Origin of the sequence: Paenibacillus selenitireducens (assembly GCF_002021565.1) — a bacterium.
Classification (GTDB): domain Bacteria; phylum Bacillota; class Bacilli; order Paenibacillales; family Paenibacillaceae; genus Paenibacillus_K; species Paenibacillus_K selenitireducens.
On record NZ_MSZX01000006.1, the window covers coordinates 229396 to 254605 of the forward strand.

Annotated in this window: 23 protein-coding genes; 8 read left to right on the plus strand and 15 right to left on the minus strand. The window is 46.0% G+C overall.

The features are described from left to right. Positions 1–69: 69 nt before the first annotated feature. From BVG16_RS16815 to BVG16_RS16825, 3 genes are all read right to left on the minus strand, one after another. Positions 70–1596, minus strand: coding sequence for a leucyl aminopeptidase (locus tag BVG16_RS16815; RefSeq protein WP_233147065.1), 1527 nt, complete (start codon positions 1594–1596; stop codon positions 70–72). A 182-nt stretch (positions 1597–1778) separates the two neighbouring features. Further along, positions 1779–2843: an ATP-binding protein gene (locus BVG16_RS16820; protein ID WP_144027411.1), complete on the minus strand. Its 1065-nt coding sequence runs from the start codon at positions 2841–2843 to the stop codon at positions 1779–1781. A gap of 191 nt (positions 2844–3034) precedes the next feature. Beyond that, positions 3035–3448 (minus strand): hypothetical protein, encoded by a 414-nt coding sequence (locus tag BVG16_RS16825; RefSeq protein ID WP_078499835.1) that lies wholly within the window; start codon positions 3446–3448, stop codon positions 3035–3037. A gap of 244 nt (positions 3449–3692) precedes the next feature. Here BVG16_RS16825 and BVG16_RS16830 point away from each other — a divergent pair, with 244 nt between their 5' ends. Genes BVG16_RS16830 through BVG16_RS16850 form a run of 5 tightly spaced genes read left to right on the plus strand, consistent with a single transcriptional unit; the run spans position 3693 to position 11731 of the window. Continuing rightward, entirely contained in the window at positions 3693–3890 is a 198-nt protein-coding gene (locus BVG16_RS16830) for a KTSC domain-containing protein (RefSeq protein WP_158081717.1), read from the plus strand. Between the two features lie 48 nt (positions 3891–3938). Then, positions 3939–4466 (plus strand): DUF4912 domain-containing protein, encoded by a 528-nt coding sequence (locus BVG16_RS16835; protein ID WP_158081718.1) that lies wholly within the window; start codon positions 3939–3941, stop codon positions 4464–4466. Continuing rightward, on the plus strand, positions 4463–7330 hold the full coding sequence (locus BVG16_RS16840) for a 1,4-alpha-glucan branching protein domain-containing protein (protein WP_078499838.1): 2868 nt from the start codon (positions 4463–4465) through the stop codon (positions 7328–7330). Before BVG16_RS16835 ends, BVG16_RS16840 begins: the two co-directional genes overlap by 4 nt. Continuing rightward, complete coding sequence (locus tag BVG16_RS16845; RefSeq protein WP_078499839.1) at positions 7327–9756, plus strand: sugar phosphate nucleotidyltransferase; 2430 nt, start codon at positions 7327–7329, stop codon at positions 9754–9756. Before BVG16_RS16840 ends, BVG16_RS16845 begins: the two co-directional genes overlap by 4 nt. Positions 9757–9760: 4 nt before the next feature. Continuing rightward, entirely contained in the window at positions 9761–11731 is a 1971-nt protein-coding gene (locus tag BVG16_RS16850; RefSeq protein ID WP_078499840.1) for a glycoside hydrolase family 15 protein, read from the plus strand. A 79-nt stretch (positions 11732–11810) separates the two neighbouring features. Here the strand turns inward: BVG16_RS16850 and BVG16_RS16855 are convergent, their stop codons facing one another. Then, entirely contained in the window at positions 11811–12551 is a 741-nt protein-coding gene (locus BVG16_RS16855; RefSeq protein ID WP_078499841.1) for an SDR family NAD(P)-dependent oxidoreductase, read from the minus strand. 131 nt (positions 12552–12682) lie between these two features. Between BVG16_RS16855 and BVG16_RS16860 the strand changes: the two genes are divergently transcribed. After that, positions 12683–13546 (plus strand): LysR family transcriptional regulator, encoded by an 864-nt coding sequence (locus BVG16_RS16860; protein WP_078499842.1) that lies wholly within the window; start codon positions 12683–12685, stop codon positions 13544–13546. 63 nt (positions 13547–13609) lie between these two features. Here BVG16_RS16860 and BVG16_RS16865 read toward each other — a convergent pair whose 3' ends face one another. Together BVG16_RS16865 and leuB are read right to left on the minus strand one after the other, a co-directional pair. Continuing rightward, complete coding sequence (locus BVG16_RS16865; RefSeq protein ID WP_078499843.1) at positions 13610–14149, minus strand: peroxiredoxin; 540 nt, start codon at positions 14147–14149, stop codon at positions 13610–13612. A gap of 151 nt (positions 14150–14300) precedes the next feature. Further along, on the minus strand, positions 14301–15395 hold the full coding sequence (leuB, locus tag BVG16_RS16870; protein WP_078499844.1) for a 3-isopropylmalate dehydrogenase: 1095 nt from the start codon (positions 15393–15395) through the stop codon (positions 14301–14303). 219 nt (positions 15396–15614) lie between these two features. On the opposite strand from leuB, the gene BVG16_RS16875 reads away from it, so the two are divergent. Next, positions 15615–16460, plus strand: a complete 846-nt coding sequence (locus BVG16_RS16875) for a polysaccharide deacetylase family protein (RefSeq protein ID WP_078499845.1) — start codon at positions 15615–15617, stop codon at positions 16458–16460. Positions 16461–16514: 54 nt separating this feature from the next. Here the strand turns inward: BVG16_RS16875 and BVG16_RS16880 are convergent, their stop codons facing one another. The 4 genes from BVG16_RS16880 to ilvB all read right to left on the minus strand — a co-directional run bounded on the left by BVG16_RS16880 (position 16515) and on the right by ilvB (position 21530). After that, complete coding sequence (locus BVG16_RS16880; protein WP_078499846.1) at positions 16515–18062, minus strand: 2-isopropylmalate synthase; 1548 nt, start codon at positions 18060–18062, stop codon at positions 16515–16517. A gap of 90 nt (positions 18063–18152) precedes the next feature. Then, positions 18153–19145, minus strand: a complete 993-nt coding sequence (gene ilvC, locus BVG16_RS16885; protein WP_078499847.1) for a ketol-acid reductoisomerase — start codon at positions 19143–19145, stop codon at positions 18153–18155. Between the two features lie 151 nt (positions 19146–19296). Continuing rightward, positions 19297–19785 carry an acetolactate synthase small subunit gene (ilvN, locus tag BVG16_RS16890; RefSeq protein ID WP_078500133.1) on the minus strand — a complete coding sequence of 163 codons (489 nt, stop codon included), beginning with the start codon at positions 19783–19785 and terminating at the stop codon, positions 19297–19299. Further along, positions 19785–21530, minus strand: a complete 1746-nt coding sequence (ilvB, locus tag BVG16_RS16895; protein ID WP_078499848.1) for a biosynthetic-type acetolactate synthase large subunit — start codon at positions 21528–21530, stop codon at positions 19785–19787. The genes ilvN and ilvB overlap by 1 nt, the downstream gene beginning before the upstream one ends. 530 nt (positions 21531–22060) lie before the next feature. Here ilvB and BVG16_RS16900 point away from each other — a divergent pair. Beyond that, positions 22061–22504, plus strand: coding sequence for a GNAT family N-acetyltransferase (locus BVG16_RS16900; RefSeq protein ID WP_078499849.1), 444 nt, complete (start codon positions 22061–22063; stop codon positions 22502–22504). Between the two features lie 21 nt (positions 22505–22525). On the opposite strand, the gene BVG16_RS16905 is transcribed toward BVG16_RS16900, so the two are convergent. The 5 genes from BVG16_RS16905 to infC form a co-directional block, all read right to left on the minus strand. After that, the gene (locus BVG16_RS16905; protein ID WP_078499850.1) at positions 22526–22828 is read right to left on the minus strand and encodes a hypothetical protein; all 303 of its coding nucleotides are present in this window, start codon (positions 22826–22828) and stop codon (positions 22526–22528) included. Positions 22829–23040: 212 nt separating this feature from the next. Next, the gene (locus BVG16_RS16910) at positions 23041–23916 is read right to left on the minus strand and encodes an ROK family protein (RefSeq protein WP_078499851.1); all 876 of its coding nucleotides are present in this window, start codon (positions 23914–23916) and stop codon (positions 23041–23043) included. A 104-nt stretch (positions 23917–24020) separates the two neighbouring features. Beyond that, a complete protein-coding gene (gene rplT, locus BVG16_RS16915) occupies positions 24021–24380 on the minus strand; it encodes a 50S ribosomal protein L20 (protein ID WP_078499852.1) in 360 nt (119 codons plus the stop codon). Positions 24381–24411: 31 nt separating this feature from the next. After that, positions 24412–24612 (minus strand): 50S ribosomal protein L35, encoded by a 201-nt coding sequence (rpmI, locus tag BVG16_RS16920; protein ID WP_078499853.1) that lies wholly within the window; start codon positions 24610–24612, stop codon positions 24412–24414. A 28-nt stretch (positions 24613–24640) separates the two neighbouring features. After that, complete coding sequence (infC, locus tag BVG16_RS16925) at positions 24641–25141, minus strand: translation initiation factor IF-3 (protein WP_144027417.1); 501 nt, start codon at positions 25139–25141, stop codon at positions 24641–24643. Between the last annotated feature and the right edge of the window lie 69 nt (positions 25142–25210).

Consider the following 25210-nt stretch of genomic DNA (forward strand, 5'->3'; position numbering starts at 1 on the left):
ATGACTTAAAAGAAAGGGAGAATGCGCATTGCCTTCGTGGCAAGCACATTCTCCCTTTTACAATTCGTCTCACTGATCTTCCTGCGACATGAAAAGCTCGGTAATGGTTCGAACCATCTCCCCCGAAGCCCCTTTACTGCCGATACCGCGTTCTCTCATCATAAATGCCGTTCCAGCGATATCTAAATGAATCCAAGGCAATCCGTCGGCAAAGGTTCCGATGAATAGCCCGGCTGTACTCGCTGCACCATGAGGGCCCGTACGATTCCTAAGATCTGCCACATCGCTCTTCAGCATATCCCAGAATTCTTCGTAGGCAGGTAAAGGCCAGACCTTCTCCCCCGTTTTTTTCGACGCCGCGATAAACTCCTGTAAGAATGTCTCATCATTGGTCACTACGCCTGTTGCGACGTCAGCCAACGTCACGAGTACCGCCCCCGTAAGGGTAGCTACATCGATAAACTTCTCCGCACCGAGCTGCTTCGCATAAGTCATCCCATCGGCTAACACGACACGCCCTTCCGCATCCGTATTCAGGATTTCAATCGTCCGGCCGCTTAACGTGGTAATGATATCTCCCGGCTTGAACGCATTTGAAGATGGCATATTCTCTGCTGAAGGAATAACCGCAACTACATTGATGCGCGGGCGCAGCTTCGCGATTGCCTGCATAACGCCAAGCACAGTGGCTGCACCACCCATGTCACTGATCATTTCCTCCATGCCAAGACCCTTTTTCAAGGAAATGCCGCCCGTATCGAACGTAATCCCCTTGCCGACCAGTCCAAAGACATCCGTCCATGTTTCTGTACCTTGATATTTCAGCACAATCATACGCGGGGGATGGATGCTTCCCTGCCCAACGGCAAGGAGTCCGCCCATGCCCATCTCCGTAATCTGCTGTTCGTCTAATACAAATCCTTCTAGCTGATTCGCTGCCGCAATCTTCATGGCTTCTTCCGCTAATGTGCTTGGGACAAGCATATTGCCCGGGATATTCGTTAGATCCCGTGCCGTATTCGTTGCCTCCGCATAGATTTGACCAGAACGAACACCCGCCTGCCATGCGGCTTCCATCTCGTCTACAGAAGCTGTCTCCCGTAGATATATCAATTCGGCAATCCCGTGATATTTCGGTTGGTCACGATGATATTTCTTGATGCGGTAAGCACCGTATAAGAATCCTTCAGTTAAGGCATGTGCACAGGTCTGCGATGGATGTTCCGATAATGCCGTAGCTTCGAATGCCGCTGGCACCACCCATGCAACTTTACCACCTTTCAGCTTTACGGCAGCCTTCGCAGAAGCTTGCGCTGCATTGCGGATCGTATCATGGGATAGATCCCTTGAACCCAATCCGACTAACATGACGATCTTATGATGAAATTGTCCTCCGACAGGCAGGGAATATACCTGATTGGATTTCGCTTCGAATAATCCTTGAGAAGTAAGTACAGGTAAGATACCCGCTAAATCCGGATGCAGCTTACCTTGTTTGATTTGTTCTGTTCCAATAGGCCATACGATGATATCGGCCTGTATCCCCGACAATGCTGCTAAAGGCTCAAATCGTATTGAAGTTTGCATAGAAGTCATCACTCACCGATCCTTTATCCTTTTTTTCATTATTGTACCATGATTGACCAGGATATATCGATGAGGATCGCCATCCGTATTCAAAATGGGCGAAAGCCCCCATGAATGATAAAGACTTTTATCAGGAATTTCGATATTCAGATTCCTCATAAAAGCCTTTTTCTTTGCTGCAATATGTATAATTACCCCGTTGCCTTCGGCAACGATATGATAAATTCTGTGCCTAAGCCAAGCTGGCTATCCACGCTGATGGATCCGCCATGATTTTTAATAATCCGCTCGCTCACCGATAACCCAATGCCGGTTCCCGTCGCCTTCGTCGTATAGAAAGGATCGAATAATCTCTTCAATGACAGCTTATTCATGCCTTTCCCGTTATCTCGAATAATGATCTGCAATTGCTCGCCTTCGTTCTCCAACGATAGATCGATCATGCCGGGCTCTTCCTTTCCGGAATCGCAAATGGCATCCATCGCATTCTTGACTAAATTCAAGATCACCTGCTTCATCTGCTTCACGTCAATAGATACTTTCGAATCCAGTATACCCTGCTCTGAGAATCGTATTTCGCATCCGCGCATTAACGCTTCACTCTCCGCCAGCATCACCACGTCTTTGAGCAGTAATCGAATCGGAATGCATGTTTTCTCCGGCTTCGTCGGCTTGGAAGAATCCAGAAACTCGACAATGATATCATTCGCCCGGTCGATTTCAGCAAGAATGATACGCGAGTATTCTTCCTTTCCTACGGCTTTTAAATAGGGCCTTAATAATTGAATGAACCCTCGAATCGCTGTTAATGGATTTCGAATTTCATGGGCAATTGCTGCAGCGATTTGGCCAAGCATGGCCAGCTTGTCCTGGGCAAATGCGGTTTGCTCTACTTCTTTATATTGCGATACATCTTTAATGGTTAGTAAACAATATCCATCCAGCTCCTTGATATTCGTACGAGTAATGAGCCAATGGCGGTTGGTTTCGACGAGTTCGTAGGTCTGAATCTTTCGGCGAAGCATATGCTTCGTAATATGTACCATGTGCGACCGAAAATCTCTTCTGATTCGCTGATCGCGGAACAATTTAAGCAACGAGCAACCGATCAACACTTCTTCAGAAGTTTCGAGAAGTCGGGTCATTTCCTGATTCGTAAAGCAGATATTTCCACGTGAATCGAACAAAAGCACACCGCTGTCTAAGTGTTGGAGTACCGTTTCAAAAGCTACGTGATTTTGAAGTTCTACCGACAAAGTTGTGCCCCCTTTTTGTAGAATTTACAACTTTACCACCATCATAGTAAAAAAATGACAATTCGGTCAACCAGAGATACTGTCGAATAAGCGGAAGTTTTATCTAAACCGTGAATGAATTTTAACAAATCCTTTAACAAAAAAAGTCTCCCCAATCGGGTAAGACTTTTTTGCATGTTTTTCCCTCGTCATCAAGACTTATTTTTCTGCAGTAAACGTTGTTTCCGATGACTCATCACCGCAAGCCTTTTTTTCAATTGCATTTGCCATGCGGTATCATCCAGCTGCTTCGCCACCGTCAATAAATCCAACGCCATATCGATCTGTGTCTTGACGACCTCCATCGGGTCCTCGTGTTCCGAGTTCACGCAATTTTCGTACATATCTTTCTCTTCTTCATACACATAATCACGAAAATCCACCTCGTCTGCCCCATCACCGTGAGCGTACTCAGCTAATATTTCGTATTCATTCTCCACCATATGATGTACTTCAACCCGATAACATACTGGACAAAAGAGAAGAGGGACGTTATGAATTTGGGTCTGAAAATGCTTAAGCGTTCCCTTGGTTCCCATCATACTCGCGCCACAACAAAAGCTCATTTGACTTCCTCCTCTAACATCACATTCCATGGAATTGTTATTTTTCAGTAAATCGAAAAGACCTATGAAGATCGACCTAAACAAACAAAGTCAAGCCTAGCATAGCAGTAAGCGTTTTCCATGTTTTTGCTTTTAAGATATTCGCGAATGAACTGGAGAATTCCTTTTTTATGAAAGTTATAAACCCATTTTCATGAACATATAGATGGAAGACCATAACATTAAAAAAAAAGGGGGGAATCCCATGTCCTTCGTCATCCCAATTTGCTCTAAGCAAATTAGTTACTTGCTCTATAACGACGGCACCCATGAACTGCAAGTCCATTACCATAATGGAGAGACCAAGTCGTTCACCTCTGTCACCAAGGAGATCTTCGATTCCTTAGTCCAATCCGAAAATCGATATGACGATTTCGTACAGTTCATGGTCAGCGCCAAATGAGTCGAATGTTCAGAAAGCATGCATCCCAAATTGCCGAAGGAGGTCGCTATGTCCGACATCATTCATCCTCTTTTACCCACAGCGTATAATCAGAACTATTTGCATCTCATGGTTGTCAACCCGACCACCATGTACGCTTACTGGGAAATCTCAGAACGCACGATCGCCGCTGTTACGCGCCATTATAGCACGACTTGGAATCACATGCCAAAGATTATACGAATCTATGAAAATGAGGCAGATTTCTCTAGTATTCCACAAGATGGAGCGAAATATTCGGATATCCAAGTCCTTGATGCAACATCCTGGTATTTTCATGAACTGACACCATCGAGATCGTATACCGCTGACTTCGGCACCTTGAACATCTATGGACACTTCATTCCGCTTATTCGTTCCAACCGAATTACGACGCCAAGAAATTCAGTTCTGAAGCATGCTTATCCCGATGCAGAGAACCAAACGTTCACCACACAGCCTTGGATCACTCCAAGCACAACAACGGAGCATACATCTCCATACCCTCAATTCTCAACGTATACCGTCTATCAACCCAAAGAAGGAGTTATTGCATGAATTTGAATGTCCAAGGCTATTTATCGCTAATTTTGCACGCCCATCTTCCTTATGTTCGTCATGCGGATCGTGATGATTATATGGAGGAACGTTGGTTTTTTGAAGCGATGACCGAAACGTATTTGCCGCTTCTCCAGATGTTCGATCGACTCCATCAGGACAACGTGCCATTTCGATTAACGGTTTCGCTCTCTCCTCCCCTATTAGCGATGATGGAAGATTCATTAATGATAGAGCGGTATGAAGCGTATCTCACGCAATTGATTCAGCTTGCAACCTTAGAACAGGTTCGTAATCAAGATCAACCGGAATTCGCCCAGCTCGCCGCCATGTATCATGCCAGGTGGACGGAGCTGTTCACATACTATCGCGATTGTGATTGTAATGTGATCTCCAAGTTTCGGCTTTACCAAGATCTCGGATACATCGACATCATGACCTGTTCAGCGACACATGCTTTTTTACCCTTTATGAAGCACCGCGAATCCATGAAGGCACAAATTCTGGTGGGTGTCCTGGAATATGAACGGCATTTCGGACAGAAGCCCAAGGGCATCTGGTTACCCGAGTGTGCTTATACCTCCGAGCTTTCTACGGTATTAAAAGAGTGCGGGATTCAATATTTCATTGTGGATCAACATGGACTTGAACACGCAACGCCAAAACCTGCCCGCGGATTATCCGCTCCGATCATGACCGTGGACGGGATCCATGCCTTTGCTCGCGACCCCGAATCTTCACGCCAAGTATGGAGCAGCCACGAAGGATATCCAGGGGATCCGGATTACCGCGAATATTATCGAGACATCGGTTACGATCTCGGATGGAACGATGCGGAAGAATGGGATTATATCAAGCCTTATGTTCTGAAAAATGGCGCACGCATTAACACGGGTATGAAATACTTCCGGATTAGCGGGAAGAACGAGGACAAAGCCCCTTATGTACCGGATTGGGCACGTCATAAGGCCTCGATGCATGCAGATCATTTCTTGCTTTGCCGGGAACAGCAAATCGCCAACCTGCAATCGTCCAATGATCGTAAGCCGCTTATTGTCAGTCCTTACGATGCGGAGCTATTTGGTCATTGGTGGTATGAAGGTCCGCTATGGATCGAAGCTTTATTCCGTAACTCGCGCAATCAGCAGGGTACTTTCGCTTTTATTACACCTGGCGATTATCTCAAGGAATATCCGATTTCAGACACGGTAGATCTTCCTTTTTGCAGTTGGGGGCGCAACGGCTACGGCGAAGTGTGGCTCCAGCAAAAGAACGATTGGGTGTATCGTCACCTGCATATGGCAGAAGACCGTCTATTACATACGCTGCAGCAGCAAAGAGATCACCTCTGGGGCCATACGAATGTCGCCGAGCGAATCCTCCATCAAGCCGCTCGCGAATTAATGCTGGCACAGAGCAGTGACTGGGCCTTCATTATCGATGCTCAGACCGTTCCAACGTATGCTGCAGCCCGAACACAGCGTCATCTCGCACAATTCCATCAACTGTTGGAAATGATCGACCACCAAGTGTATGACGTGGAATTGTTACAGCGCTTGGAAGAACAGAATGCTTGTCTCCCGACCGTAAGCTATCACATGTATATGCCCGAAACGAGCTTACATCCACACTTGCTATCCACCACGTATGGTCGAGAAACCTTGACATCCATGCGCCACAAAAAAGTACTTATGCTCGCTTGGGAATTCCCGCCGTTAGTTGTAGGCGGCTTAGCCAAAGCGGTATTTGATCTGTCCCGATATTTGGTTACGCAAGGCATTGAAGTACATGTCATTACCCGAGAGGTTCAAGGAAGTCCGGCCTATGAAATCCTGAATCAAATTCACGTTCATCGCGTTACGGTCTTGCAGAGCATTACCCCGATCGATTTCATGGATTGGGTCTTCCAATTGAATCTTGCGATCTCAGACTACGCAGTCTTGCTCTTAGAAAGCGGTCATCGGTTCGATTTCATTCATGCGCATGACTGGCTTGTTCATTACGCAGCGAAAGACCTCAAGGAATTCGCCGGTATTCCGTTAATCGCCACCATTCACGCGACAGAGCACGGTCGGAATCACGGCATCATTGAACAAGATATTCAACGACATATTCATCAGTTAGAGACGGAGCTTACTACGATAGCAGATCAAGTCATTGTCTGTAGCCATTCCATGGTACAGGAGATTCAGAACTTATTCTCCACTCCTGCATCCAAGATCTCCATGATCCCGAACGGTGTGGAACTCTCCTCCAAGCTTCACTCACAGCAAGCGCATGATTTAGCGATTCACCGACTTCGTTACGCACAGCCCGATGAGAAGATCGTGTTCTATATTGGTCGACTCGTCTATGAAAAAGGAATTCAGGTACTGATCGAAGCACTCCCTTCTATTCATGCGGCCGTTCCCAAAACACGCATCATCATTGCGGGCACCGGACCGATGAAACAGGCGCTGCAAGATCTTACTGCAAGAAAAGAGCTCGATGCATTTGTGACCTTCACTGGCTTCATTCACGATGATGAGCGCAATTTGTTACTACAGATGGCGGATGTCTGTGTCTTCCCAAGTTTATATGAACCATTTGGCATTGTCGCCCTGGAAGCGATGCAGAGCGGTACCCCAGTTGTCGTCTCCGACACGGGCGGGCTAGCAGAAATTATTGATCACGGCACAGATGGGTACAAGGCACTGCCGGGTCATGTAGAATCGCTCGCTTGGCATGTTACTGAAGTGCTGCTTCACCCTGAGATCGCGGAAGGTATGGCAAAAAACGCGCTCAACAAAGTAGAACAGCGATACGATTGGAAATCCATTGCGGCTTCTACCAAAAAAGTGTATGAAGGAGTGATTACGAAATGAAAGCTGTGATTATGGCAGGTGGAAAAGGAACACGTCTCCGCCCACTAACCTTGCAAACCCCAAAACCTATGGTGCCTCTTTTGAATCGACCATGCATGGAATATATTATTGAACTGCTTCGCAAGCACGACATTACGGATATCGCGGTAACGGTTCAATACTTGCCAGAGGTCATCCGTGATTACTTTGGCGATGGATCCGACTTTGGTGTTCGATTGCAATATTTTGAAGAAAATGAACCTTTAGGCACAGCGGGCAGTGTCCGTAATGCCGCATCCTTCTTGGATGAAACATTTATCGTCATCAGCGGTGATGCGTTAACGGATTTTGATCTAGACCAAGCGATTGCATACCATCGTAATCAGGAATCCCTAGCGACGATCGTATTGACGCAAGTCGATACCCCTCTTGAGTATGGTGTTGTCATCACAGACCAGGACGGGCGCATTACACGTTTCCTAGAGAAGCCGAATTGGAGCGAGGTGTTTAGCGACACCGTCAATACGGGAATCTATATTTTCGAACCAGAAATTTTCGATGATATTCCCACCCATCAAGTGTACGACTTCAGCATGCAGCTGTTCCCTACCCTGCTAGAGAAGCAAGCACCGCTATACGGCTATATCGCCGAAGGATACTGGTCGGATATCGGCAACCTTCAACAATATCGCGAGACACAATTTGACATGCTTGATCGCAAAGTGAACGTACGGATTGCTGCAGAGGAAGTCGCCCCAGGGATTTTCGTAGAAAGTCACACAATGATCACAGATCGCGTAACCTATATAGGGCCCGCTTATATCGGTTCCCATAGTTCCATTCAACCGAATACCGTCATCGGCGAATATTCCATCCTCGGCAGCTATAACCAAGTGCTCCAAGGCAATCGGATCGATCGAACGATTCTTTGGGATAACAACCAATTGGGCCCAGATTGTGAGCTGCAGAGCGCTCTCGTCTGTGATCGGAATTTAATTGGACAACGAACTCGCATTCAGGAGAATGCAGTCATCGGATCGGGTTGTACGTTAGGTCCCGAAGTAACCGTGAAATCCAATGTCAAGCTGTGGCCGAACAAAGTCATCCTGCCGAATAGTAAAGTGCATACCTCCATTATCTGGGGCGAGCAAACGATGCACCAATTGTTCCGTGGCAAAGGGGTCTATGGCATTCCAAATACGGAAATGACGCCGGAATTCGCCGGCAAGCTGGCCGCTGCCTTCGGTTCTGTCCTCTCTCCGACCTCGACTGTCGGATTATCCAGTTCCACGCATCCTTTCGCATCCATGATGAAGTTCGCTTTCTCCGCAGGGCTTCAAGGTGCCGGCATTCATGTGTTGGATCTTGGAATGGGTACCACCGCCGTATGCCGGAATGCGGTACAGACCCTGCATCTCAACGGCGCCGTTCATATGCGAATGATTGATGTGCAAGGCCAAGACCAATTACTGATCGAACTGCTGGATGCGCAAGGCTTCCCACTCGCGAAAAGCGTCGAACGAAAAATCGAAAATGCATTCTGGCAAGAAGACTTCTTCCGCAGTCATATTAACCAAATCGGGGAGTACCGCCAGTATCAATACGCAGAAACGGATTACATCCAGAAGTTAGTGCGTGACTTCGGTGCCCCGCAGCCCATTGCAGAGAACATCTTTGCGGTGCTTCAGTACGATCCGCGAGATCACGGCTCTTTCATCGAACGATTCGCGCAGCATATTCTTGGACAGCACCTCATTCTCCACGAAGATGGTTCACAGGATAATGTCGATCTCTTAATGGATACCGTCCAAAATGTGCGGGCAGACTTTGGCATTCGTATGGGTCGCAATGGGCAAGGGCTTCTTCTCGTGCTGCAAGATGGGACGCGTATCACCGATGAACAATTACTTGCGCTCAAAGTCCTCGCCGCCAGCAAATTAAATAAATCCACCAGTCTGGGCATTCCGGTAAGTGCACCGCAAATCGCAGAATCTCTAGCTCTTCATACACAGCTTACACTGACGCGGACGAAGGAGAATAATCGGGCACTGCTGGAAGCAAGCCGCGGTTGGTTATTCCACCCCCTCTTGGATGAGTTGTATGCGGTGAGCATGATTCTCCAAGCCATGATCAAAGAATCGATCTCATTAAAGGAGCTCCTAGCCCAAATTCCGAACTTCTACACTGCCAAGGAGATTATCCCTTGTGCTTGGCATGAGAAAGGGTCCATGATGCGTCAGATTCTCAAAGCGACGAAACATCAATCCACGGAATTAATCGATGGGATCAAAGTGATCACGGAGGATGGCTGGGTGATTATTCTACCGGATCATGATGAACCGTTATTTCGAATTATTGCCCATGCATCCAGCGAGATGCATGCCGAACGAATGATATCCAATTATTCCAAACAACTCGTTAAACCGAATTCTCCCCTAAGGAAGTGATGATGTGCCTAGACACCTCGTCGTAGGAAACGGCAAATTTCTCATCAATCTGGATCAGTATGGTTGCATACGAGATATGTTCTATCCCTACGTCGGACAATTAAATCATGTAGGCGGATATCGCTGTCACATCGGATGTTATGTGGATGAACAATTCAGCTGGCTAAGTGATCCAGAATGGAAATTTCAGCTCTCCTACCTCGAAGACTCCCTTGTCACCCAAGTTACTGCAACCCATGACAGACTCGGTATCACCTTGCGGATGAATGATGGGATTCACCAACGTGACTCGATATATCTCAAACGAATGAAAATGACCAACCATAAGCATACGGATCGTGAGATCCGTATCTTTTTTCATCAAGATTTAGTCATTAATGAGACAGAGGTTGGAGACACTGCGGTGTATTACCCATACAACCACACCATATTCCATTACAAAAAAGACCGCTATTTCATGTTCAATGCCCTATGCGGACAAGAGGGCATCTATCAATTTTCTACCGGGGTCAAACGATTCCATCAAGCCGAAGGCACCTTCCGCGATGCCGAAGACGGACATCTCATGGGAAATCCCATCGCGCAAGGCTCCGTGGATAGCGTTATAAGTATTCGGGGAACCCTGCCTGCGCAAGCGGAGTTGGATGTCTACTATTGGTTGAGTGCTGGACAGAGCCTCGAAGATGTGAAGAAATTGGATTATTATGTAAAGGAAAGCGGTCCAGGCAATCTGCTCGATCGGGTTACGATCTATTGGCAGCGTTGGGCGAATAAGACGCACCGCAACTATGCCGATTTACATGAGGGAATCGCTAAATTATTCAAACATAGCCTATTAATCGTGCGAACGCAGACGGATGTGAATGGCGCTATTATTGCCGCAAACGATACGGATATCATGCAATTCAACCGCGACCATTACAGTTATATGTGGCCTCGAGACGGCGCACTTGTAGCGGATGCCATGTCCTTAGCCGGCTATCATGGGATGATTGAACCGTTTTTCCATTTCTGTGCTAGAGCGCTTGCACCCGAAGGCTACTTGCATCACAAATACAACCCCGACGGCACGGTCGGATCCAGCTGGCATCCCTACGTACATGATGGCAAACAGCAATATCCGATTCAAGAAGATGAAACGGCACTCGTCTTATTTACTTTATGGCAGGACTACGTTCGGAACGGAGATATTGAACTGCCGCAATCGTTATACCGTACACTCATTCGTCGATCTGCCAATTTTCTAAGTGAATTTATCGAACCCGAATTGCAATTGCCGAAACCGAGTTATGATCTGTGGGAAGAACGTTATGGCATCTTCACCTTCACCACAGCAGCCGTATACGGAGGATTGTCAGCAGCTGCGAATTTCGCGAAGTTGTTCGGTGATGATAAACGTGCCGTGAAATATCAGCAGGCCGCTGAAGCCATTAAGATAAGCATGGAAAAACATTTATGGAACGAAGAACTCGGGAGATATGTCCGTGGTTTATATCGTCGGGACGGACAATGGGTTCAGGATGCAACACCTGAGAGCAGTATCTTTGGTCTCTTCGAATTCGGCGTGTTCCCTCCAGATGATGAACGCGTTGTCCGTACGATGCAGGAGCTTCGCAAGCAACTCACGATTCGTACTTCGGTGGGTGGTATTGCAAGATACTATCATGATTACTACTTCCAGAAGAGCAGCGATCTCGAACGAATTCCAGGAAATCCTTGGATTATTTGTACCTTATGGTTCGCCAAATATGATATTGCCACGGCAAAATCCTTGGAAGATCTCGAGACGCCGCGGCGAACATTAGAATGGGTTGTTGATCGCAGTATGGAAAGCGGCATGTTATCTGAACAGGTGGATCCGATCAGTGGTTCCCCCCTCTCCGTCGCACCTCTTACATGGTCCCATGCCACCTTCGTTTCTGCCGTTTTGGAATATACACACAAATATCATGAACTTTCCAAATTACAGTTTTAAACGATATGTAGAAAAGAGGCCCTCGCCATCGCCGACATGATCGGTCATCGCGAGGGTTTTTGCTGTAAGCGCTAGAAATTTATAACGTTTGTCCATTATCAACTGTGATGACTTGTCCTGTCATTGAGTCTTGTTGAAGCATGGCACAAATGGACGCTGCAATATCCTCCGGCGTGGAAATTCGTTGAAGAAGTAAGTCCCCGCTTAGTTTGTACATTTTGTCCTCTTCCCCCTTCCACCATCTCGTTGCTACAGCGCCAGGAACGATACAATTCACGCGAATCTTCGGTGCCAATGCACGGGCTAACGATTTGGTAAGACCATGCACCGCTGCTTTGGATACAGCATACGGCAAGGAGGAGCCAGAACCCGTCAAACCCGCGACACTGCCTACATTTACGATTGCTCCTTGGGGATGTTGTTGTATCCACTTGGACACCGCGCGTGCACAATGAAACATCCCTTTGACGTTCACATCATACAGTTCATCCCAAATTTCATCTGTTGCAGATTCAAGATCTTCCAGTGGAATTTGCCGAGTAATGCTTGCATTATTTATCAGTGCATGAATGGTCCCGAACTGTGCCACAACCTCTTCCACCATCTGCCGTACCTCAGCATCCTTCGAGACATCTGCTTGGATTGTGATGACTTTTCCCCCGCGTTCTCGGATATATTGTGCGGTATCCATCGCCTCTTCCTTGGACCGAGAATAATTCATCGCTACAAGCGCGCCTTGCGCTGCCAATTGGATACAGGTCGCTCGACCGATTCCTGTCGCCCCGCCTGTTACGAGTACAACTTTATGTTGTAAATCCATGTTACATCCACTCCTTTTCTATCTTCAGTCTAATCCCTTATTTAGAAGTTGAATAATTGTTCGTTATCATAAGGGGTATTAAAAAAACTGATACCTATGGTATGCTGTCATGAAAGGAGGATGAAGGAGTTATGGAAAGTAGTGATCTACGTATTTTTCAACAGGTTGCACGCCACAAATCCGTATCTAGAGCTGCCCTAGCTATGGGTTATGTGCAATCGAATGTGACCTTGCGGATCCAAAAACTCGAGACAGAGCTTGGGATTTCGTTGTTCCATCGCAGTCATACGGGCGTCACGTTGACCTCAAATGGTGTGAAGCTGCTTGCTTATGCGGATCAAATCCTGCAATTAATGGATGAGGCCAAAGAGGTCTTTTCCTCTCCTGATATACCAATGTCTTTGCGGATTGGCGCCACGCAGACGGTTTCTGCTTCACACTTGCCAGCTTTTTTTACAGCGTATCATAAAGCCCATCCATCCGTATCGTTATCGATTCATACAGATCATCATGAAGCGCTTATGAACAAGGTGGTTGAGGGTTCATTAGATGGTGCATTTATAAGTGATCAATATACGCATGAGCAACTTACAGCTGCATACGCCTTTGCCGAAGAAGTCGGAATCATTGCTTCACGTGAGCACCACAACCTGACAGATCTTATGCAGTATCCGCTCATTGTCAATCAACAATCAGGTTGTCCCTATCGCACACTTCTCGAACGATGGGCGGCGAGCCATCAAGGAATACCAACGATGTTCATTGAATTTGATACATTGGAAGCCATCTTAAAGGGCATTTCGGAAGGACTCGGCATCTCCCTACTCCCTCGATGTGTCATACCCCCTAGTTCTTCCTTCCAATACATCGAACTTCCAGAGACATATCGAACACTAACCACCCAATTTGTCATCCGGAATCAGAAGAATCCACCTCTTGCTCTACGTAACTTTATCGATATCCTTAACATGAAAAAAACCCTCGCCAAGTGCTAAGATAGCACCTGCGAGGGTTTTGCTTGTTATATGGAATAACGAGCCAGGATAACGTCCTATATATTATAGGTTTTTGTCGCCTGGTTTCCAGTTGATTGGGCAAAGTCCGCCGGATTGAAGAGCTTGAAGTACACGAAGTGTTTCTTCCACGCTACGACCTACATCGTTGTGGTTAACCACTTGATATTTCAATTCGCCTTCAGGATCGATGATGAACAATCCACGAAGTGCAATGCCTTCTTCTTCAATCAATACGCCGTATTCACGAGCAACGTTCTTCGTGATGTCGGAAGCGAGTGGGAAGTTGATTTGACCCAAGCCGCCTGCTTCTTTGGATGCATTGATCCATGCTTTATGGCTGTGTACGGAGTCAATACTTACACCAAGTACTTCCGTATTTAATTTTTTGAATTCTGCGTGTGCATCACTAAGAGCTGTGATTTCAGTCGGGCACACGAATGTGAAATCAAGTGGATAGAAGAAGAATACAAGCCATTTACCACGGTAGTCAGACAATGAAGCTGCTCCGAATTTTTGTCCATCTCCTGTTGCTGTCTCCATGTTGAAATCTGGTGCTGGTCTTCCTACTAAACGTTCTGCCATGATTAAAATCCTCCTTAGAATCTATGAAATAGTAGAGCTTTCAAAGTTGATCATTCTCAAATATGATGTTATCATTCGCCTATTTGAAAGTCAAGATTAAAGCAGTTACTAATTTATAATAATTCTAATTAAGGTGTCGACTCTGTGAACTCTATACGGCTACAGCTGTTTTTTCCATCGCTGCGATGATCAAATCACCCATGGCAGTTGTGCCGATCGCTTTGCTCTTATCTACAGCAATGTCACCTGTACGGTGCCCTGCATCCAATACGATCTTCACTGCGTTCTCAATCGATTGGGCTGCATCTTCATAACCGAATGTTAGGCGGAACATCAAGGCTACGGATAGAATGGTCGCAATCGGGTTCGAGATCCCTTGACCTGCAATATCCGGAGCTGAACCGTGAACCGGCTCGTACAATCCGAAGCTTCCTTCACCTAAGGATGCGGAGGACAGCATGCCGATCGAACCTGTTAACATTGCTGCTTCATCACTAAGGATATCTCCGAACATATTTTCGGTTACGATCACGTCAAAGCTGGATGGGCGGCGAAGCAATTGCATTGCACAGTTATCCACCAACACATGCTCTAGTTCTACATCCGGATATTCCGGAGCAATCCGATTCACGACTTCACGCCATAAACGGGAAGTTTCAAGGACGTTTGCTTTATCCACCGAAGCCAATTTTTTACGGCGTTTTTGGGCAATTTCGAACGCTTGACGCGCAATACGTTCTACTTCACTCTCGCTGTATGCACAAGTATCCACCGCTTCTTGGCCATTTTCCGTATCACGGCGGAATTTATCACCGAAATAAATACCCCCTGTTAACTCACGAACAACGATCAAATCCGTACCTTCAAGCACTTCCGGTTTCAACGTCGACGCTTCTTTCAAGCAATCGAATACGTTCGCCGGGCGAATGTTCGAGAACAACCCGAGTGCTTTACGAATACCAAGCAATCCTGTTTCCGGACGAAGTTCCTTCGGATTGTTATCCCATTTCGGACCGCCAACAGCACCTAATAGGACGGCATCTGCACTTTTACAAATGTCTAATGTCTCTTGCGGCAACGGCGTTCCTTTCTCATCAATGGCAATTCCGCCGAACAAGCCGTGTTCGGTTTCGAATTTGTATCCGAATAATTCTTCCGTACGTTTCAGAACTTTCTCTGCTTCCGCTACAACCTCTGGTCCGATTCCGTCACCGGCAATAATTGCGATTTTTTTCACTTCTGACATCTAAATGACCTCCATCTATAATCAAGTTTGAATATCCGATATGATTCTAGTTTATATTTTAGCGTAATCCATCTCCATTGACTAAGATATAAAATCTATTGTCTTAATAGGTTTTAGCTATAAAGATGCATAAAATAAGACGATACACAAACACTACTGTCTAACAGGCAGAAGAGGCAGAAGACTTCTTCTTTATTCAAGCGACGGAGGTACACGACGATGAAACGAATCCTTCTATTTTCACTTTTGCTCATGCTTATTCTGACAAGCTGCGGTAAATCTCCTACACCTCAAGTTCAACAAAAATCTAACGGACCCTCGAAGCCGATTAAGCCCTTGGCAGTACATACTGAGGCGACAACAAATTTAGCAGGTGGAAAAGAATCGCTTACCCGTGACCCCCAACCGCTCACCTTGGCAGAGCTTCGAGCTAAATACAAGTCCACTTTTCTACTACAAGGTCCTTCTTCTCCAGAACGCGTTGCGCTAACGTTCGATGATGCACCCGATGACCACTTTACCCCTCTCGTTCTAGATGTGTTGAAGAAGTATGATGTCAAAGCAACATTTTTCGTTGTCGGCAACCGTGCTGAAGAACATCCTGAAATGATCCAGCGGATGATTCGCGAAGGTCATACACTTGGGAATCACTCGTATAGTCATCCCAATTTCCCTATGATTTCTGATGCAAGCTTTCAGCAAGAAGTCTTGAAGACCAACCAAATCATCCAAAAGCTTACAGGAAAGAATCTCTGTTTTATTCGTCCTCCTTACGGAAATATCAGTGAGGATCAAATTAAATGGCTTGCAAGCCAGCATATCAAAATTATCAATTGGAACGTGGACTCCCTGGATTGGACAGGGCTTACGGCTGACCAAGTGAAAACCAATATTATGAGCAATCTCACTTCCGGTGCCATCGTCCTCCAACATGCTGCGGGAGGCGTAGGCGAAGATTTAACGGGAACGGTAGATGCCTTGCCGCAGATTATCACAGAGTTAAGAGACAAACAGATCGACATGGTCACTGTACCCGAATTGCTGCATCAATCGGCTTATCGTTAACAAAAAAAGACCACGCATGAGATAACTCACACGTGGTCTTTAGGTTCTTATGGGTTAGATTAAGCTCATTTTATCACGGCGTCCTGTGGACGTTTTCCGTTTTTCAATAAGACGATTTAATGCGTCAATATAAGCCTTGGCACTTGCTTCAAGAATATCGGTGCTCACGCCGCGACCCTGTTCTGTGATGCCGTTCTGCGCTAGAATGACATGCACTTCACCTTGTGCGTCTTTCCCGTGCGATACCGATTTGATGGAGTAATCACTGAGCTCCACCTCTTCCTTGGTCGCTTTGTCAATCGCATTATAGATGGCATCCACCGAGCCATTACCTTCCGCTTCTTCTTCAAGTACGCTGCCTTCGAGTGTATGAATGCTGACACGAGCGGACGGCACGAATTGGTTGCCATAAGAAACACGAAGCACATCCAATTTGAACACTTCTTGCGTATCGATCAATTTCTCCTCGATCATGGCACGAATATCTTCATCAGACACTTCTTTTTTCTTATCTGCCAAATCTTTGAATTTATTGAATGCCGTGTTCACCTGCTCTTCGCTCAATTCATAACCAAGATCAATCAGCTTCTCGCGGAAAGCATGACGTCCGGAATGCTTACCAAGCACGAGCTTGCTATCTTTCAAGCCGATGGTCTCGGGCGACATAATCTCATATGTCGTCTTTTCCTTCAACATGCCGTCTTGATGAATGCCCGATTCATGAGCAAAGGCATTCGCACCCACAATCGCCTTGTTTCCAGGGACAACCATCCCTGTCAATTTACTTACCAATCGGCTCGTACGAGCAATTTCGGATAAATTCAAAGTGGTCTTCGCTTGGAAAAAGTCTTGGCGTGTTTCAAGCGCCATGGCTACTTCTTCGAGAGATGTGTTCCCCGCGCGCTCCCCAATCCCGTTGATTGTACCTTCGATTTGATCCGCACCATTCAGAATAGCTGCAAGCGCATTCGCTGTTGACATGCCTAAATCATCATGACAATGAGCGCTTAATTGAATCTTCTCAATGCCATTAACGTTTCCCTTCAGCGTCTTGAAAATATTTCCGTACTCATACGGAGTCAAGAATCCAACCGTATCTGGAATGTTTACGACGGTTGCCCCTGCTTTGATCGCCATTTCGGTAACTTGGCACAAGAAGTCGATTTCTGTGCGGCCTGCATCTTCAGGTGAAAACTCAACTTTGCTAAAATATTGCTTCGCGTACTTAATCGCAGACTCGGCTGCTTCCAACATTTGTTCCTTACTCATACGCAGCTTATGCTGACGATGAATTGGCGAAGACGCCAAGAACAAATGGATGCATGGATCCTGTGCACCAATCAAAGCTTCACGAACCGCATCAATATCTTGCGTGCGAGAACGCGCCAGACCGATAACAGAAGAGTTCTTGATCGCCCGTGCCACCGCGTTCACCGCAGCCAAATCCCCGGGAGATGCTGCTGGAAACCCTGCTTCGATACGATCCACGCCCAACTTTTCCAGCTGGTAAGCGATCTCAACTTTTTCCTTTGTATTCAGATTGACGCCAGGCGATTGCTCGCCATCCCGTAAGGTGGTATCAAAGATATAAATTTTACGCATGCTGCACCTCCGTTATACGAAATATCTAACTATGGTTAAGAGCTTCCGAAGGTAATCCTCCGGAAGCTCTTCTTGTATGATCTTATGCTATTATTTCTTGATCCAATGCATCAATTCACGTAATTGACCACCAACAACCTCAATCGGATGGTTCGCTTCATTACGACGAGTTGCTGTTAAGAATGCACGGTTCGATTGGTTCTCAAGGATAAAGTCGCGAGCGAATTTACCTTGTTGAATGTCGGACAATACTTCTTTCATCGCTTTCTTCGTATCTTCCGTTACAATACGAGGACCTGTTACATAGTCACCGTATTCAGCTGTGTTACTGATGGAATCACGCATTGTAGCAAGTCCACCTTCATACATCAAGTCAACAATCAATTTCAATTCGTGCAAGCACTCGAAGTATGCCATTTCAGGAGCATATCCAGCTTCTGTCAATGTTTCGAAACCTGCTTTAACGATTGCACTCATACCGCCACACAATACTGCTTGCTCACCGAACAAATCGGTTTCTGTTTCTTCACGGAATGAAGTTTCGATAACCCCTGCGCGGGTACAACCGATACCTTTTGCATAAGCAAGACCGATTGCTTGTGCGTTTCCAGTCGCATCTTGCTCAATCGCGATAAGTCCTGGTACGCCGAAACCTTCAACATACGTACGACGAACCATGTGGCCTGGAGATTTAGGAGCAACTAGCAATACGTCGTTGCCTTTCTTAGGAACGATTTGTCCGAAGTGAACGTTGAAACCGTGGGAGAACAACAATGCCGCATCGGATTTCAAGTTCGGTTCGATTTCATTTTTGTAGACACTTGCTTGTGTTTCGTCTGGCATCAAGATTTGGACAACATCCGCACGCAATGTTGCGTCAGCAACAGACAATACTTCAAAGCCGTCGTTGCGAGCTTTATCCGCTGATTTACCTTCACGAAGTCCGATCACTACGTTCAATCCGCTGTCACGCAAGTTTTGTGCTTGTGCATGACCTTGGCTTCCGTACCCGATAACTGCGATTGTTTTTCCTTTAAGTACACTCAACTCTGCATCATTTTCGTAGAACATATTAACTGCCATAATAATATAATCCTCCTTTAATTTAAGACCCTTAGTAAGCGGGTGTTTCAAAGGACCAGGTTTGTCCTCTCAAACACCCGCTTACCGGGCATTTGATGATCATAGTAAATAATAATCTTTAATCTTTAATCAAGAATTTAAATTTACCTTGCTAGTTGGCGTTACCGCGAATCATCGCGGTAACACCGGTACGGCTTAATTCACGAATGCCGTAAGGTTTCATCAATTCGATCATTGCATCAATCTTTTCGGTATCGCCAACAACCTGAACCATCAAGCTATTCGGCCCGATATCTACAACCGCTGCGCGGAACGTTTCAACAACGCCCAAAATTTCTGGGCGAGCACTTGGCTCGGCTTTGACTTTAATCAACGCAAGCTCGCGACCAACCATCGGTTTGGAGCTTAAGTCAATTACTTTGATAACATCGATGAGTTTGTATAATTGTTTCTCGATTTGCTCTAATGTGCCGCTATCTCCTTCGGTTACGATAACCATACGAGATAATCCAGCTTCTTCGGACTGCCCCACGGTGATACTTTCGATATTAAATCCGCGACGGCCGAACAATCCGGACACCCGCTGCAATACACCTGGCTGATCGTTAACAAGAACGGCGATGGTATGTTTTGTCTTCATCATTCGCTATCCCCCATTATCATTTGATCAATCGTGTCTCCTGCTTGAACCATTGGGTACACATTCTCACCCTTACGGACAACAAACTCGACAACGACAGGTCCCGGTGTATTCATCGCTTCTTGCCATGCAGATTCGGCTTCGTCTTTATTCGTTGCACGCAATCCCTTAACTCCATAAGCTTCCGCTAGTTTTACGAAATCCGGGCTGCCTTCCAAATCAATGTGGCTGTACCGACCTTTGTAGATAATCTCTTGCCACTGACGAACCATTCCCAACACTTGGTTGTTAATGATAACGACTTTAACAGGAATGTTGTTAATCGCGCAAATCGCAAGTTCCTGCGCACACATCTGCATCCCGCCGTCTCCGTTAATCGAGATGACAAGACGATCTGGATGTGCCATCTGTGCTCCGATCGAAGATGGGAATCCGAAGCCCATCGTTCCTAGACCACCTGATGTAATAAAGGAGCGCGGTTGATTAAATTTATAATACTGCGCCGACCACATTTGATGCTGCCCTACATCCGTTGTCACGATCGCTTCACCGTTCGTTGTGCGATGCAGCATTTCGATAACCCATTGCGGTTTCAATTCGGTATTCGAATCTTCATATCGCAGCGGTTGTTCCTGCTTCCACGTTTCGACTTGTGCACGCCATGCATCCGCTTGGCTTGCATGCTTCGCATCTTTATTCAAGATTTGAAGTACGGTCTTCACATCCCCAACGATCGGGATATCCGTCGGAACGTTCTTACCAATTTCGGCTGGATCAATATCGATGTGCACAACCTTCGCTTTTGGCGCAAACCCGTCCAGCTTCATGGTCACCCGGTCATCGAATCGTGCTCCGATATTGATTAAGAGATCCGCATTTTGAAGTGCTTTGTTCGATGCGTACGTTCCGTGCATCCCCGGCATGCCAAGCCATAGATCGTGTCCGCTTGGGAATCCGCCTAAGCCGAGCAACGTTGTTGTGATTGGAATCCCTGTTGTCGTAACGAATTGATACAACTCATCATGTCCACCCGAGTATACAACACCGCCGCCTGCAAGAATTATAGGTCTTTCTGCCGATTCAATCGCTTTAAGCAATTTATCTGTTTGAAGACGATTCGGATTCACGGTTGGATGATAACCCCGAATGTTGGTCGTCGTTTCAGGTTTAAACATCGTTTTCTTCGCCGATACGTCTTTCGGAATATCGATCAATACGGGACCTTTACGACCCGTCGAGGCAATATGGAACGCTTCGTGAATGATGCGCGGCAAATCCTCTACGTCACGAACTAAATAACTATGCTTCGTAATTGGCATCGTAATTCCGGTAATATCCGCTTCTTGGAAAGCATCTGTACCGATAAAGTTCGTCGCTACGTTGCCTGTGATGACCACAAGCGGCACCGAATCCATATAAGCGGTGGCAATTCCTGTGACAAGGTTCGTTGCCCCCGGTCCTGACGTCGCGATACATACGCCAACTTTACCACTAGCTCTTGCATATCCATCAGCAGCATGAATTGCACCTTGTTCATGTCGAGTTAATACATGCTTGAAATCATCAAATCCATGCATCGCATCGTAAATGTAGAGTACGGCGCCGCCTGGATAACCAAAGACGCATTCAACACCTTCTAACAGTAAGCTGCGTAGTAAAATTTCAGATCCCGTAATCACTTCCGGTTTCATCCATTTCTCTCGTAATTGTTCTTTTGACCCCATCATAGCACTCTGAGCGTTCATAAGTGTTCCTCCTTTTTAAAAGATTAAAGCAGTAAAGTGAAATTAATAAAAAAAACCTCTCGTCCTCACACGTATCTTACGTGATGAGGGACGAAAGGTTGTTCTTCCGTGGTACCACCCAAATTTGCTACACATCTCACAATGAATAGCCTTCTCAAGTATAGGCAAGCCGTCCAATTCCTGTTCTTCGGCCCATACCCTGATACGTAACGTGTATCTTACGATTCTCCCTAATAGTTCCCAAGTGGAATTCGTTCAGGAGAACAGCTCCGAGGTGAGCTCGTATATAAGGGATTTCGGCGGTGGTTGCAGCAAATTCCACACGCTCTCTGAGCAAAAGAGCCCTTAAAACTTCGTCCTCTTCATCGCTATTGCCAATATGTTTCAAATGTTAGAGATATTATATTCCTAGCTGTTGTCAGAAGTCAATAGCTATGTAGATAAAAAAAATTTACCCTCACAGCTGCTCCCACATACTATACATTATCCAGCTCATGCACTTTGACCGTAAGTTTAGGGAGTGAATCTGTATGATAATCCGCATGAGACAACCGTTATTGGACGATAGGACACTCATCAATTTGGTCCAGTCGGAGCTAATTCCACACACCTCTTTTTCCATGACAGAAACAGAATTAACGCAAGATGTCATGACAAGGCTTCGTCGAGGAACAACGTTTGTACTATCTCCAACACACCAACATCCACCGCTCGGCTATATCCATGTGATGATTCACGGCAAACTATTATATATCGACATGCTCGCTATTTCTGCATCATATCAACGCCAAGGCTACGGAGCTAGCTTGCTTCAAGCCGGTGAAAACTATGCACGGAGCCGCGGATGCAAGCAAGCCAAGCTGCTCGTCGATGAAGGCAACAAAAAAGCACTTCTGTTTTATCATCGCTACGGATACCGAACGGTGAAGCATTGGCCTGATACGCATTATTATGAGCTATTCAAAATGCTATAAGCAGCAGGCTCCTTGCTGATTTTAGTAAAATCCCCCGTACGGAGAACCGCCATATCCATAACCACCATAGCCGCCGTATCCACCATACCCACCGTATCCTCCATAGCCGAAGCCAGAAGGCTGCGTTACGCCAATGGCTAATAAATCAAATAACACGAGTGGAATCAATGCTTTTATTTGCACTTTTCTACCTGATTTCCGTTCAAGAACGAATTGATTTCCAGAAATACGCAGCAGTTTACCCGATACGCGTCTGCCATCTTTTCGCACAACATAGACATGTTTGCCAATCAGCTTCCGAGCCTGATTTTTGGTAACAGCCATGTGAAATCCCCTCCCTTTGTGATGCTCTCTATAGTCTATTCTATGAAACTAGGAAGCGCTTGGGTACTTGTCACCTACCAACTACACATCCGCAATTTACTCGACTTCACGAGGTTCACCATGATGGCAGCTTCACGGAAAAAAGCAAAAAAAACAGAGTCCCCGTCATATCTGACGTGTAACTCTGTTTTTGCTTGGATCTCACACCTATATTATCTTAATGCACGTGATGCTAGCGCCAATGTACCGCAAAGCCCTGCATTATCCCCTAATGCCGGAGGCACAACATACTGATCGATGCCTTGTAAAATCGCTTGATGCGGCACGTAGCCATTCAACAATTCAACTAATTTCTGACGAATAAGTGGGAACAGCTGAGGCTGCTTCATCACCCCGCCGCCAAGAATAATACGTTCAGGAGATACAGTTAGCACATAGTTCACCAATGCTTGCGCCAAATAATGTGCTTCCATTTCCCATGCGATATGATCGCTTGGCAACTCATATCCCTTCACGCCCCAACGTTCTTCAATGCCCGGACCTGCTGCCATCCCTTCCAGACAATCATGATGGTACGGACAACGTCCCGCATATGTATCTTCAGGATGTCTACGCACAAGGATATGCCCAGCTTCTGGATGTGTTAAACCGTGAACAAGCTCGCCGTTCACAAGTACACCGGCACCGATTCCTGTACCAACCGTAATATACATACAGTTCTTTAAGCCCTTCGCCGCACCCCAAGTTGCTTCGCCAAGCGCCGCGCCATTGACATCTGTATCGAATCCCATCGGAACTTTGATTTGCTCTTTTAATGCCGTAAGTAGCGGATAATTGCCCCATCCCGGCTTCGGCGTACTTGTAACATATCCGTAGGTTGCACTGTCTTGTTGCAGATCCACGGGACCAAACGAACCTACACCTAATGCCGTAATCGATTTATCTTGAAAATAGTCGAACACCTGACGAAGTGTCTCTTCAGGATTCGTTGTTGGAAAGCTTGTCCGATCGATGACTTCTCCATCTTTCGTACCGATTCCGCACACAAACTTCGTACCGCCGGCTTCAATACCACCTAGTAATTCCATAAGTCTCTCCCTCTCCCTCATGCCTCTTATATTGTGAATAGATGTACAAACATTCTGTGCAAAAAGAGCCGCCACCGAAGTGACGACTCCTATACCCACGCCAATTAAGCGTTGATTTTTTCTTTAGCAACGCCAGCCAAAGAGTTGAACGCACTAATATCGTTCACTGCTAAGTCAGCTAACATTTTGCGGTTGATGTCTACACCAGCTAATTTCAAACCATGCATCAATTTGCTGTAAGACAAGCCATTCATACGAGCAGCCGCGTTAATACGAACGATCCACAATTTGCGGAAGTTACGTTTTGTTGTGCGACGATCACGGTATGCATAGATCAGGGATTTATTAACCTGTTCTTTTGCAGTTTTGAAAATTCTATGTTTCGAGCCAAAGTAACCTTTAGCAAGCTTTAAAATCTTTTTATGACGACGACGTGTTACAAATCCGCCTTTTACTCTTGCCATTTCGAAGTACCTCCCAATAGATTAAAGTGTATTATTTCAAGTTCGATAAGCCTTGTTTCAAACGTCTTACATCGCCTGCTGCCATGTTCGGTTGCGTACAAAGAACACGTTTAGCACGGTTGGATTTATGGGAAAGCAAGTGGTTCTTGCAAGATTTATATCTTTTTACTTTACCCGTACCAGTGATTTTGAAGCGGTCTTTCAGACTGCTATGTGTTTTCATTTTAGGCATTTGTTGTTCCTCCTCAATTTAGACTTATTTAGGCCTTAGGCGCTAAAATCATGATCATGCTACGGCCTTCCAGCTTCGCAGCACGTTCAACTGTACAAAGTTCTTGCTCATTCGCTTCTTGCAATACGCGTTCAAGCACTTTTCTTCCGATATCGGAATGTGCAATCTCACGACCACGGAAACGAACAGAACATTTTACCTTGTCGCCTTCTTTTAAGAACTTAAATACATTGCGAAGCTTCGTTTGGAAATCATGTTCATCGATGTTGGCACGGAACCATACTTCCTTAACATCGACGATCTTTTGATTCTTACGAGCCTCTTTTTCTTTCTTCTGCTGCTCGTAACGGAATTTACCATAATCCATAATCCGACAAACAGGCGGTTTCGCTGTTGGTGCTACATTGACCAAATCTAGATTCGCATCGATCGCCATTTGAAGCGCCTCACGAAACGGTGTAATACCGATTTGCTCGCCTTCTGCACCTACAAGACGTACTTCCTTCGCCCGAATTTCCTCGTTAATCATATGTTCCTTGCTAATACCATCCACCTCCAACTTGATTTCCCTTTTAAAAATAAAAGGGATGTGAGCTCC